General features: G+C 70.6%; 9 protein-coding genes and 1 pseudogene. 4 read left to right on the top strand and 6 right to left on the bottom strand.

Translation table 11 applies throughout. From position 1 onward, the window contains the following. Nucleotides 1-24: 24 nt before the first annotated feature. Genes H4N64_RS28415 through H4N64_RS28430 form a run of 4 tightly spaced genes read right to left on the bottom strand, consistent with a single transcriptional unit; the run spans nucleotide 25 to nucleotide 4,226 of the window. A complete protein-coding gene (locus H4N64_RS28415; RefSeq protein WP_336246820.1) occupies nucleotides 25-636 on the bottom strand; it encodes a GTP-binding protein in 612 nt (203 codons plus the stop codon). Further along, the gene (locus H4N64_RS28420; protein ID WP_186285282.1) at nucleotides 617-1,039 is read right to left on the bottom strand and encodes a DUF742 domain-containing protein; all 423 of its coding nucleotides are present in this window, start codon (nucleotides 1,037-1,039) and stop codon (nucleotides 617-619) included. The genes H4N64_RS28415 and H4N64_RS28420 overlap by 20 nt, the downstream gene beginning before the upstream one ends. Further along, the gene (locus H4N64_RS28425; protein ID WP_186285283.1) at nucleotides 1,036-1,533 is read right to left on the bottom strand and encodes a roadblock/LC7 domain-containing protein; all 498 of its coding nucleotides are present in this window, start codon (nucleotides 1,531-1,533) and stop codon (nucleotides 1,036-1,038) included. The genes H4N64_RS28420 and H4N64_RS28425 overlap by 4 nt, the downstream gene beginning before the upstream one ends. Beyond that, nucleotides 1,530-4,226, bottom strand: coding sequence for a sensor histidine kinase (locus H4N64_RS28430; RefSeq protein WP_186285284.1), 2,697 nt, complete (start codon nucleotides 4,224-4,226; stop codon nucleotides 1,530-1,532). Before H4N64_RS28430 ends, H4N64_RS28425 begins: the two co-directional genes overlap by 4 nt. 359 nt (nucleotides 4,227-4,585) lie before the next feature. Between H4N64_RS28430 and H4N64_RS28435 the strand changes: the two genes are divergently transcribed. Next, complete coding sequence (locus H4N64_RS28435; protein WP_186285285.1) at nucleotides 4,586-5,371, top strand: protein phosphatase 2C domain-containing protein; 786 nt, start codon at nucleotides 4,586-4,588, stop codon at nucleotides 5,369-5,371. A gap of 155 nt (nucleotides 5,372-5,526) precedes the next feature. On the opposite strand, the gene H4N64_RS28440 is transcribed toward H4N64_RS28435, so the two are convergent. Beyond that, nucleotides 5,527-6,039 (bottom strand): MarR family winged helix-turn-helix transcriptional regulator, encoded by a 513-nt coding sequence (locus H4N64_RS28440; RefSeq protein WP_186285286.1) that lies wholly within the window; start codon nucleotides 6,037-6,039, stop codon nucleotides 5,527-5,529. 299 nt (nucleotides 6,040-6,338) lie between these two features. Between H4N64_RS28440 and H4N64_RS28445 the strand changes: the two genes are divergently transcribed. After that, nucleotides 6,339-7,148, top strand: coding sequence for a lysozyme (locus H4N64_RS28445; protein ID WP_186285287.1), 810 nt, complete (start codon nucleotides 6,339-6,341; stop codon nucleotides 7,146-7,148). 76 nt (nucleotides 7,149-7,224) lie between these two features. On the opposite strand, the gene lon is transcribed toward H4N64_RS28445, so the two are convergent. Further along, a complete protein-coding gene (gene lon, locus H4N64_RS28450) occupies nucleotides 7,225-9,660 on the bottom strand; it encodes an endopeptidase La (RefSeq protein WP_186285288.1) in 2,436 nt (811 codons plus the stop codon). Between the two features lie 134 nt (nucleotides 9,661-9,794). Between lon and H4N64_RS28455 the strand changes: the two are divergent. Continuing rightward, nucleotides 9,795-10,346 (top strand): annotated as a pseudogene (locus tag H4N64_RS28455) (GNAT family N-acetyltransferase); the annotation flags it as partial. A gap of 124 nt (nucleotides 10,347-10,470) precedes the next feature. Continuing rightward, nucleotides 10,471-11,928 (top strand): sulfatase family protein, encoded by a 1,458-nt coding sequence (locus H4N64_RS28460; protein WP_186285289.1) that lies wholly within the window; start codon nucleotides 10,471-10,473, stop codon nucleotides 11,926-11,928. Nucleotides 11,929-11,940: the final 12 nt, after the last annotated feature.

Consider the following 11,940-nt stretch of genomic DNA (forward strand, 5'->3'; position numbering starts at 1 on the left):
CTCCTTGGTCGGGATACGTCGGGACTACTCGGGTGTTTCGTCGAGGGCGTGGCCCACCAGGGCCAGGAGGGTCTCGATCACCGAGATCCGGCGCCGCGCATCCATGATCATGACAGGTATGTGCGGGGGTATCGTGAGCGCCTCCCGCACGTCCTCCGGCTCGAACCGCTCACTGCCGTCGAAATGGTTGACCGCGACGACGTACGGCAGCCCGCAGCTCTCGAAGTAGTCCAGTGCCGGGAAGCAGTCCTTCAGGCGCCGCGTGTCGGCCATCACGACCGCGCCGATCGCGCCGCGCACCAGGTCGTCCCACATGAACCAGAACCGCTGCTGGCCCGGCGTGCCGAACAGATAGAGCACCAGGTCGTCGTCGAGCGTGATGCGGCCGAAGTCCATGGCCACGGTGGTGGTCAGCTTCTCGGGCGTGGAGGAGAGATCGTCGGTCTCCTCGCTCGCCTCGGTCATCAGCGCCTCGGTCTGCAACGGCGTGATCTCCGAGACGGCGGTGACCAGTGTGGTCTTGCCGACGCCGAACCCACCCGCCACGACGATCTTCGTGGCTATGGGGGCGCGGGTGCGGTCCGTCTGCCAGGACTTCAGACCGCTGTCGGTGTCTTCAAAGACGACGGAGTCCACTCAGCACCCTTTCGAGCAGAGCGCGGTCCGGACGGCCGGTGCCATGACCGGTACCAGTGCCGTACACGCGGATCTTTCCCTGGTCCGCGAGGTCGCTGAGCAACACGCGGACCACGCCGAGCGGCATCTTCAACAGCGCGGCGATCTCGGCCACCGTGCGCATACGGCGGCACAGTTCGACGATGGCCCGCATCTCCGGCATCACCCGGGTGCTGAGGGAACCATTCGTCAACTCCTTGCGCTCCTCCGGGGCTTCGAGCGCCGCCGTGCTCGCCACGAACGTCTCCACGAGGAGGACGTGTCCGAAGCGGGTACGGCCGCCGGTGAGCGAGTAGGGGCGTACGCGGGCGGGTTTGCGGTCGCCGCCGCGGACGGGGAGCCTCTTCGGCGTGCTGCTGCTCATCGGGCACTCCCGGTCGACTCGGCTTCCAGGGATTTTCGTAGCTCGCTGCGGAGTTCGGGGGTCAGGACGTGTCCGGCGCGGCCGACGAACAGGGCCATGTGGTACGCGATCACGCTCATGTCGCAGTCCGCGGAGCCGTGCACGCCGAGCAGGGAGCCATCGCTGATCGACATCACGAACAGGCTGCCCTCGTCCATCGCGACCATCGTGTGCTTCACCCCGCCGAACTCCATGAGGCGGGCGGCGCCGATGGTGAGGCTGCCGATGCCGGAGACGATGCTGGCGAGGTCGGCGGAGGAGCCCCGGGGGCCCTTTCGCGTGCGCTGTCCCTTGGCCTGCTCGTTTCTGTCCGGGTCCGAGGAGAGCAGGAGCAGGCCGTCGGAGGAGATCACGGCGACCGACTCGATGCCTGGCACCTCCTCGACCAGGTTCGTCAGCAGCCAGTGCAGGTTGCGGGCCTCACTGCTCAGTCCGAAGGTACTGGGCGCGGTCAACTGCTTGCCTCCTCGACGGTGCCCCCCGTGGCTTCTTCGGATTCACTGACGGGTGTTCTGCTCTGACCCGTCTGTTCTGCGATTTCGGCTTCTACGTCGCGGTAGCCGGCCTCCGCCCCCCGGCGGAAGCCGCCCAGCCTCCTGCGGAGGGCTTCGGCGTCGACGGCGCCTGTTCGTTGGCGCGGCGTTTGAGTGGGAGTGCTGATCTTCGGGCTGCGCTTGGGCAGGCCCTTGTCGGTGAGCTGGTCCTCTTCGGCGCGTTCGTGTTCCGTCTCGATGTCGGGTGCGGGTGGCCCCTGGGGGGCTTCCTCGCCGTCGGCGACCTCGGGCTCGGGCTCCGGCTGTATCGGCGCCAGCAGCTCCATCGTCGTCTCGGCCGGAGCTTCGGTCGGCGGCTCCTCCGGCTCCTGCGACCTGCGTACCGCCTTCTCCGCCAGCTCCACCAGACGGTCGCCTCTGCCGCCGTGGAGGACGTTGGAGTTGGCCTCCGCGTCCGCGCCGGGGAGGGTGAAGGTGTGGGTGCCGCCGGGGAGTGGGGTGCCGGACGGTGCGGGGACCGCCGTTGGGGTGGCCTGGGCCAGCAAGGGCTTCGGGAGGACCACCACCGCCGCTACCCCGCCCTGCTTCTGCTCGCGGAGCTGGACCCGGACTCCGTGGCGGTGGGCCAGACGGGCCACCACGTAGAGGCCCAGGCCCAGGCCTTCCTCGCCCTCCTGGTCGTAGGAGGCCTCGGGGTCGAAGTCGGTCAGGCGGGTGTTGAGGCGGGACATGCGGTCGTCCGCCATGCCGATGCCCTCGTCCTGGACGGAGAGCATCACCTCGCCGTTCTCCAGGAGCCAGCCGGAGACCTCCACGGGCATGTCCGGCGGGGAGAACGCGGTGGCGTTCTCCATCAGTTCGGCGAGCAGGTGCGAGACGTCGTCCGCCGCGAAGCCCGCGATATGGGCGTGGGGCGGGAGCGCCGCGATGCGGACGCGCTCGTAGCGCTCGATCTCGCTGACCGCCGCCCGGACCACGTCCACCAGCGGAACCGGGCCCGCGCTGTGCTGGACGTGTTCCGTTCCGGCGAGGACGAGGAGGTTCTCGCTGTGGCGGCGCATCACCGTGGCGAAGTGGTCGAGCTTGAAGAGGGTGGCGAGGCGGTCCGGGTCCTGCTCACGCTCCTCCAGGCCCTCGATGACCGCCAGTTGGCGTTCGACCAGGCCCAGGGTACGCAGGGCGAGGTTCACGAAGGTGGAGCCGATGCTCGTGCGCAGGCGTTCCAGTTGCCCGGCGGAGTCGGCCAGTTCGGCGCGGAGTTCCTCGCGGGCGTCGGCCATCTTCTGGCGCTGGCCCACCAGGTGCTTGCGGTCGGACTCCAGCGTGGCGATGCGTTCGTGGAGAGCGACCGCCTGTGCGTGCAGGGTGTTGACGGAGTCGACGACCTTCGCGAACTCGTCCTTGCGGCCGGTGAACTTGACCGGCTCCTCCGCTCCCGGGTCCTCGGCGCCCGCGAGGCGGGCCGAGCCGAGGCGCACCACCGCCAGCGGGCGGGTGAGGCTGCGGGCCATGCCGGTGGCGACGCCGATGGCGAGCAGCACCAGGACGCCGAGAATCGCGATGCGGATCTCCAGCTCGGTGACGTCGTCGTCGCGCAGGAGGGCGAGGTCCTTGGTGCGGCGGTCGTGGAGGGCGGACTCGGCGCCGCGCATCATCTCGACGCGGGCGGAGAGCGCCTCGTCCAACTTCTTCACACCGGTGGCGAGTTCGCCGTCGGAGAGGGTGGGCTGGTCGGTGAGGGAGGCGAGGTACTTCTCGGCGGCCTCGGCCTCCGGTCCGGTGACCGTGGAGTCGTAGGACGCCACCGACTTCTTCGGCGCGGTCTCGCGGAAGTCGGCGAGGGCCGCGTCGGAGCGCAGGCGCGCCTCCTGGGCGGCGGCGGTGAGCGCGTCGCGCTGCTTGACGTCGGCGTCGGAGGAGGTGCTGACGGTGCTCGGCAGGCCCGTGATGGGGTCGATGACGGTCTGGGTGGTGCGCGGGACGCTGAGCGCGGCGAGGAGCAGGCCCCGGGTGGAGGCGGCCTGTTGTACGGCGGTGTCGAGCTCGGCGAGGGCGTAGGCGCCGGAGCCAGCGCGCGGCGGCATGTCCTCGGCCAGCCGCTCGGCGAGCCGGTGGAGTTCGGTGAGCGAGGCGGAGTACGCCCTGTGCGTTTCGAGAGCGGTGCTCTTGCCGGTGAGCGCCGCTCTGCGCAGGGCCGCGATGTCGTCCAGGTCCGCCCGCAGGGAGGCGGGGGTGTCGGGGTTGGCGCGCAACTCCTCGACCAGCCGGTCGACGCGGGCGCTGCGCTGCTCCGAGGGCGCCTTGGACTTGGGGCGGCCCGCGGCGACGTAGGCGATGACCTCGTCGCGTTCGTCGGCGAGCGAGTGGGCGAGCGCGAGGGCGTCCTCGGTCCGCTCGGAGAGGGTCACCAGCTCCTGGCTGTCGTGCACCTGCGCGGAGGCGGTGACGACGGACGGGCCACCGGCGGCGGCTATGGCGGCGGCGACCACGGCCACGGCGATGAAGAGCCGGTTGCGTACATGGGTGGGCCGGCCTTTGCCGGCCGAGGTGGTGCCGGTCCCTGTCGTGGTGCCGGGCTTGTGCTCCGGGCCCCCTGCGGAAGCCTTCTGCTTGCCTGAGCGACGAGGCCGCATCTTCTGCACCGGTGCTCGCATTCCTGAACTCGTGGTACCCATGGGTTCCGGGTGACGCTCCGTCAACTGGCGCATACACCCGGTACGCTTCCCGACCCTCCCAGTGCCGGTGGGCGGTGGTCTCGCATCAGCTGACCCGCCACCCGAAGGAGTGAACCTCGGAGGAGAGTTGGCGGGCAAGTTCCTGTGGCGTTTGCAGCGGCCGTTCCCAGCGGGCCGGTTGGACGTCTGCGGCGGGCGGTGGCAGTATTCGCCACCACGTCCGCCAGGAGTGAGCCATTCCATCCCAAACCCGGCGTCTGACCTGCACGGGTACGCCAATTGCGCAACCGTTGCCAGCCTTTGGCGAACCTTGTGAAGGGCTCGTGCAGACTGGCTGGATGCGTACTGAACTTGTTTCGGAGCCCGGCGATTCCGCCCGCCCCAACGAGGACTTCGCAAGCGTCGGCCTGCCCGCCTCCGGACAGGGCGGTGCGGTGGTGGTCCTCGACGGGGTGACCCCGCCGAGGGACGGGACGGGATGTCTGCATTCCGTTCCCTGGTTCACCGCGCGCCTCGGCGGGGCACTGACCGAACTGACCGTTTCACTCCCGGATGTTCCCCTCGCCGACGCCCTGTCGCTCGCTCTCGCGCGTACCGCCGACGCCCACCGGGAAACCTGTGACCTTTCTCACCCGCGCACACCACAGGCAACGGTCGTCATGGCCCGCTGGTCACCCGAGACCGTGGAGTACCTGATCCTGTCGGACTCGGCCCTGCTGGTGGAGTCACCGGACGGCACCCTCACGCCGTATCTCGACGACCGCCTCTCCCGGCTGCCCCGGTCAGCGCTGGCCACGGACGCGATGGTCGACGCCGATCTCCGCAACATGGAGGGCGGCTTCTTCACGGCCGCCGCCGATCCCTCGGTGGCGGCCAGGGCGGTGACCGGGACGCTGCCCCGCTCCGGCGTCCGCGCCCTGGCCGCCCTCACCGACGGTGCGACGCGCTGGGTGGAGAGGTTCGGCGCCGGGGACTGGGACGACCTCTTCGACGTCGTACGCAAGGAAGGCGCTCAGGCGCTGGTCGACCGGGTGCGGGCGCTGGAACTCGGGGACACCGACCGGACGTTCCTGCGGCGGAGCAAGACGCACGACGACGCGACGGTGGTGTTCGTGGAGTTCTAGCCCACGGCGACAGGCGTGTCCCCGACGGGTACGCGTTCCTTGTTCTTGCCGCGCGGCTCGGACCAGCGGCGCACGCACGGCTTCTCCACCCATTCGTACAGCGTCCAGGAGGCCGGCAGCCGTCCAGGACGAGGAGGTCCGCTTCACGGCGGCCCTCAGCCCTGCCCCTCCATCTCCTGGTTCAACTGGTTGAGCAGCCGGGCCAGTTCCGAGACCTCGCGAGGGTCCCAGCCGGAAAGCCGGCGGGCGTACCGCGCCCGTCGGGCCTCCCGTACCTTGCCCACCCGCCCTCGGCCCTCCTCGGTCAGATGGACCAGCCAGGCCCGCCCGTCGGCGGGGTCGGGCTCGCGGGCGACCAGACCGAGGTCCTCCAGGGCGCGCAACTGCCGGGACATGGTGGCCTTGCCGACGCCGATATAGGCGGCGAGCTCGGTCGCCCGCTGCCGACCGCACTCGTCGAGGCGGATCAGCAGCCCGTAGGCGGCGGACTCCAGATCCGGATGCACTTCGCGGGCCATCTCGCCCTGGCTGGCCCGGGCCCGCCGCAGCAGTACGGTCAGCTCCCGCTCCAGGGACAGGAACTCGGGCTGCTCCACACCATGCCCGGGCATCCCCGCGGACACCCCGGATCCGACTCGACGTCCGTCGCCGTTTCCGTCTTCGCGCACGTCAGCCCCTGCCTCGGTTTCCCAGTACTGAAAGTTTCCGTCACATGCTGTCATCGCCGCAGCTCCGCCAGTATTTCTCAGGCGTAGACCAACGGCAGCCCCCAGTCCCTCTTCCACCCGCCGGTCCCCGTCCGTAGCTTCGTTCCCAGGCACCGACTGGCATGCCCACGCCAGCATCGTCCGACGGCGGACCAACAGCGGGCCAACGACGATCCGCCCACCCCCCCCCGTCCCGGCGTCGCCATGCCCCGCGTCACAGGTCTCCCCACCGAGCACCACCGAGCCTTCGGAGGCACGCTATGCGTGTGCACAGACCCGGACTGCTCCGCCTCTGCCTCACGGCACTCCTGCTCACAGCGCTGTCCCTCACGTTCGCCACCCCCAGTTCAGCGGCCGACTCCCCCGCCCGCGGCTCCGCCTACATGGGCATGGGCGTCCCGGCCCACGACGGCGTCCACGGCCTCCCCCGAGGCACCCGCATCACCCAGACGGAGGGCGTCGACGTCTCCTCCCACCAGGGCAACGTGGCCTGGTCGACCCTCTGGAACAGCGGTGTGAAGTGGGCCTATGTGAAGGCCTCGGAGGGCACGTACTACACGAACCCGTACTTCGCGCAGCAGTACAACGGCTCCTACAACGTCGGCATGATCCGCGGCGCCTACCACTTCGCCACCCCGGACACCACGTCCGGCGCAACCCAGGCCAACTACTTCGTGGACCACGGCGGCGGCTGGTCCCGCGACGGCAGGACCCTCCCCGGCGCCCTCGACATCGAGTGGAACCCGTACGGCGCGGCCTGCTACGGCAAGACCCAGACCGGAATGGTCACCTGGATCCGCGACTTCCTGAACCAGTACAAGGCCCGCACGGGCCGGCACGCGGTGATCTACACGTCGACGAGCTGGTGGACCCAGTGCACGGGCAACTACTCCGGCTTCGGCGCCAGCAATCCGCTGTGGATCGCGCGGTACGCCTCGACGGTGGGGACGCTGCCGGCGGGCTGGAGCTACTACACGATGTGGCAGTACACCTCGACCGGCCCGACGGTCGGCGACCACAACAGGTTCAACGGGGCGCTGGACCGGGTCCAGGCCCTGGCCTACGGCTGAGCGCACGACGAAGGCCCGGGCCTCCCTCACGGGACCCGGGCCTTCGCCCTTGTCCGGCAGCGTCCTCCCCCAGTGCTCAACGCCTGGGAGGTGCCCCCATCGCCGCTACCGGAACCTCCGGCTGCGCGCCGTTCGTGGCCGGGGACAGGGCCAGGTCCAGGACCTGGCGCACGTCCGTCACGGCGTGCACGTCGAGCTTCTCCAGGACCTCGGCGGGGACGTCGTCGAGGTCGGGCTCGTTGCGCTTGGGGATGATCACCGTGGTGACCCCGGCGCGGTGGGCGGCCAGCAGCTTCTGCTTCACTCCGCCGATCGGCAGGACGCGGCCGGTCAGGGACACCTCGCCCGTCATCGCCACGTCCGTGCGGACCAGGCGGCCCGACAGCAGCGAGGCGAGTGCCGTCGTCATCGTGACGCCCGCGCTCGGGCCGTCCTTCGGGACCGCGCCCGCCGGGAAGTGGATGTGCACGCCCCGGTCCTTCAGGTCGCCGACCGGCAGTTCGAATTCGGCGCCGCGCGAGCGGAGGAAGGACAGGGCGATCTGCGCGCTCTCCTTCATCACATCACCGAGCTGGCCGGTCAGGGTCAGGCCCGCCGCGCCCGTCTCCGGGTCGGCGAGGGACGCCTCCACGAACAGCACGTCACCGCCGGCGCCGGTCACCGCGAGACCGGTCGCCACGCCCGGGACCGCCGTGCGGCGTTCCGCCGGGTCCTGGGCCGACTCGGGCACGTGGTGCGGACGGCCGATCAGGCCGCGCAGGTCGCCGTCCGTCACGGTGAACGGCAGCTCCCGCTCGCCCAACTCGTGCTGGGCCGCGACCTTGCGCAGCAGCCTGGCGATCGAGCGCTCCAGGTTGCGGACGCCCGCCTCGCGCGTGTACTCACCGGCGAGCTTGCGCAGCGCGCTCTCGTCCAGCGTCACCTCGTCCTTGTTCAGACCGGCCCGCTCCAACTGGCGCGGAAGCAGGTGGTCACGGGCGATGACGACCTTCTCGTCCTCGGTGTAACCGTCGAGGCGGACCAGCTCCATACGGTCGAGCAGGGCCTCCGGGATGGCTTCCAGGACGTTGGCCGTGGCGAGGAACACGACGTCGCTGAGGTCGAGTTCGACCTCCAGGTAGTGGTCGCGGAAGGTGTGGTTCTGCGCCGGGTCCAGGACCTCCAGCAGGGCCGCGGCCGGATCGCCGCGGAAATCCGAGCCCACCTTGTCGATCTCGTCGAGCAGGACCACCGGGTTCATCGACCCGGCCTCCTTGATGGCCCGCACGATCCGGCCGGGCAGCGCGCCGACGTAGGTACGCCGGTGGCCGCGGATCTCCGCCTCGTCGCGGACGCCGCCGAGGGCGACGCGGACGAACTTGCGGCCCATCGCGTGGGCGACCGACTCGCCGAGCGAGGTCTTGCCGACGCCGGGCGGTCCGACGAGGGCGAGGACGGCACCGCCGCGGCGGCCTCCCACGACACCCAGGCCCCGGTCGGTACGGCGCTTGCGCACCGCCAGGTACTCGGTGATCCGCTCCTTGACGTCCTCCAGGCCGGCGTGCTCGGCGTCGAGGATCGCCTTGGCGCCCTGGATGTCGTAGGCGTCCTGCGTCCGCTCGTTCCAGGGCAGTTCGAGGACGGTGTCCAGCCAGGTGCGGATCCACGAGCCCTCGGGCGACTGGTCGCTGGAGCGCTCCAGCTTGTCGACCTCCTTGAGGGCGGCCTCGCGGACCTTCTCGGGCAGGTCGGCGGCCTCGACGCGGGCGCGGTAGTCGTCGGACTCCTCGCCGTCCTTCTCGCCGTTCAGCTCGCGCAGCTCCTTGCGGACGGCCTCCAGCTGGCGGCGCAGCAGGAACTCGCGCTGCTGCTTGTCGACGCCTTCCTGGACGTCCTTGGCGATGGTCTCGGCGACGTCCTGCTCGGCGAGGTGGTCGCGCAGTTGCTGGGTGGCGAGCTTGAGCCGGGCGACCGGGTCGGCGGTCTCCAGCAGCTCGACCTTCTGTTCGGTGGTGAGGAAGGGCGAGTACCCGGAGTTGTCGGCGAGCGCGGACACGTCGTCGATGGCCTGGACACGGTCCACGACCTGCCAGGCGCCGCGCTTGCGCAGCCAGGCGGTGGCGAGCGCCTTGTACTCCGTCACCAGATCCGCGACCTGTCCCGGCAGCGGGTCGGGCGCGCTGTCGTCGATCCGGGTGCCCTCGACCCAGAGGGCCGCGCCGGGCCCGTTCGTCCCGGCCCCGATCTTCACGCGGTCGCGGCCGCGGATCAGGGCGCCCGGGTCACCGTCGGCGAGCCGGCCCACCTGCTCGACCGTGCCGAGCACGCCGGTGCTCGCGTACGTGCCGTCGATGCGTGGAACGAGCAGCACCCGTGGCTTTCCCGGCTGGGAACGGGCGGCGACCTGGGCCGCCTCCACGGCGGCGCGTACATCGGCGTCGTTCAGATCCAGCGGGACCACCATTCCGGGCAGCACGACCTCGTCGTCGAGCGGCAGCACAGGCAGGGTGAGCGGTGTGGACGTCGAAGCCATGATCTCCCCTTCGGCAGTCAAGTTGAGCTATGCCGACTCAATGCTTGGGAGAGCTTGAATGTTCCCCGACCTTCGTTCGCTGTGAGCGATCACCGGCACTACACCCGGTGAGCTGGTCTTTCTCCATGAAGCAGTACGAACAGGACGGTCCGCTGCTGCGGATCGTCGGCGGGTTCCGGGGCTTCGTCAGCCGCGCTCCCTGGGTGTGCGCGGCGCCCACCTCGACGCGCTCATCACCCGGCAGCGCGACTTCTTCGCGGCACGCGGTGAGGCGGTGGACGGGCCGCCGAGATGGCCGTACGAGAGCCCGTGCTGCCGTCGGACGTGACGCTGCGGCGGGTCACGGCGGACGCGGCTGGCTCGCCGAGGATCTGATCGGCCGGGTCGCGACCGCGCCGGACGAGATCGCCGTATATGTCGCCGAGGCGGACGGGGAAGTCGTCTCCGCCGCTTGGCTGGCCTTCCGCGCGGGCACCGAGCTCGCGAGCCTGTGGGGCGGGTCGACACTCGCCGAGTGGCGGGGCCGGGGCATCTACCGTGCCCTGGTCGCCACCCGCGCCGCACTCGCCGTCGAGCGTGGCGTCACCTATCTGCATGTCGACGCCTCCGACGACAGCGCGCCCATCCCGCGCCGGCTGGGCTTCGAGGCGGTGACGACGACCACGCCCTACGTCTGGAACCCCTGATCCGCCGATCGCAAGGTTCCCGTGGTCTTCCCGCAACATGGTTCACAGGAACGGGCCGCACACTGCAGGCTCGCTCACAGACTGTGGGTGACTTGCGCGGTTTTACGGGGACTTGGGGAAGCGGATGACCGAGGGAGAGCGACGGGGGCCTGCCCGGCGCGCGTTGATCGCGGGCGGGGCGGTCGCCGTGGCCGGGGCGGCGGTGCCGCTGGTCTCAAGTGCGATGAGCGAGAGCGGATCGCGGAGGACTGCCGCGCCCCGCACCGCCACTCCGGTCGCGGGCCGCCGCCCCCGCTCCGACGGCCGGCCCAACATCCTCCTCGTGCTCACCGACGACCAGCCCAAGGAGACGGAGTGGGCGCTGCCCCGTACCGTCGACTGGCTCGGCGGCAGCGGCACCACCTTCGGGCGGGCCCACGCCAACACTCCGCTGTGCGCGCCATCGCGGGCCTCGGTCATGTCGGGCCGGTACGCCCACCATCACGGCGTCCTGGACACCCGGCACCCGTACCACCTGGACCAGCGCACGACCGTCCAGCGCCGGTTGCACGAGGCGGGTTACCGCACCGGCCTGTTCGGCAAGTACCTCAACTTCTGGCGCACCGGCGGCGACCCGCCCCACTTCGACGAGTGGCTGCTCCAGGAGCCGGTGCGCTACTTCAACGGCCACTACAACGACAACGGCACCCTCCGGATCATCCCCGGCTACAACACGACCGTCATCAAGGACCGCGCCCTGGCCTTCATCGAGGCCTCCCGCACCGACGACCGCCCCTGGTTCGCGTACGTCGCCACCCGCTCCGCGCACGAGCCGAACACCCCGGAGTCGCGATACGCACGCACGCGCGTGCCCGAGTGGGAGGGCCGCCCGTCGGTCTTCGAAACGAACAAGGGCGACAAGCCGCCCTTCCTCCGAGCCGCCGACCACTCCTTCACGCAAGGCAGCGCCCTGCGCGCCCGCCAGTTGCGCACCCTGCTCTCCGTGGACGACGCGATGCACGACTTCCGCGAGAAGCTGCGCGCGCTCGGCCAGTTGGAGAACACCCTGGTGCTGTTCACCAGCGACCACGGCCTGTGCTGGGGCGACCACGGCTGGCTGCGCAAGTCGGTGCCGTACCGCCCGAGCCTGGAGGTCCCGTGCTACGCGTCCTGGCCGGCCGGCGGCCTGGGCACGCCCCGCACCGACGACCGGCTCACGGGCCTCATCGACATCGCGCCCACCTTCCTGGACGCGGCCGGTCTCCCACCCGACCCCGGCCACGACGGCCACTCCCTCCTGAACCCGGACAACGACCGCACGCATCTGCTCGCCGAGTGGTGGTGGAACCAGCAGGACCGGACGCCGATCCACAGCTGGGCGTCGTACATCGGCAGGACGGAGCAGTACACGGAGTACCACCGCACCCGCCTCGACCGCGCCGGCCGCCCGACGCTGGGCGACGGGAAGGTGCTGTTCCGGGAGTACTACGACCTGCGGGCCGACCCCTACCAGCTCACCAACCGTCTCCACGGGGCGAGCGCGGCGGAGGAGCGGCGGCTGGGGATCCCGGAACTGGCTGAGGGGCTGGCTGCTCTTCGGTGATGAGACCGTGGC

The sequence above is a fragment of the Streptomyces cupreus genome (genome assembly GCF_014257025.1).
Lineage (GTDB): Bacteria > Actinomycetota > Actinomycetes > Streptomycetales > Streptomycetaceae > Streptomyces > Streptomyces cupreus.

Coding starts and splice junctions, on each gene's coding strand:
- H4N64_RS28420 (WP_186285282.1), bottom strand. CDS start 1,039: ATGAGCAGCAGCACGCCGAAGAGGCTCCCCGTCCGCGGCGGCGACCGC.
- H4N64_RS28430 (WP_186285284.1), bottom strand. CDS start 4,226: ATGCGAGCACCGGTGCAGAAGATGCGGCCTCGTCGCTCAGGCAAGCAG.
- H4N64_RS28435 (WP_186285285.1), top strand. CDS start 4,586: ATGCGTACTGAACTTGTTTCGGAGCCCGGCGATTCCGCCCGCCCCAAC.
- H4N64_RS28445 (WP_186285287.1), top strand. CDS start 6,339: ATGCGTGTGCACAGACCCGGACTGCTCCGCCTCTGCCTCACGGCACTC.
- lon (WP_186285288.1), bottom strand. CDS start 9,660: ATGGCTTCGACGTCCACACCGCTCACCCTGCCTGTGCTGCCGCTCGAC.
- H4N64_RS28460 (WP_186285289.1), top strand. CDS start 10,471: ATGACCGAGGGAGAGCGACGGGGGCCTGCCCGGCGCGCGTTGATCGCG.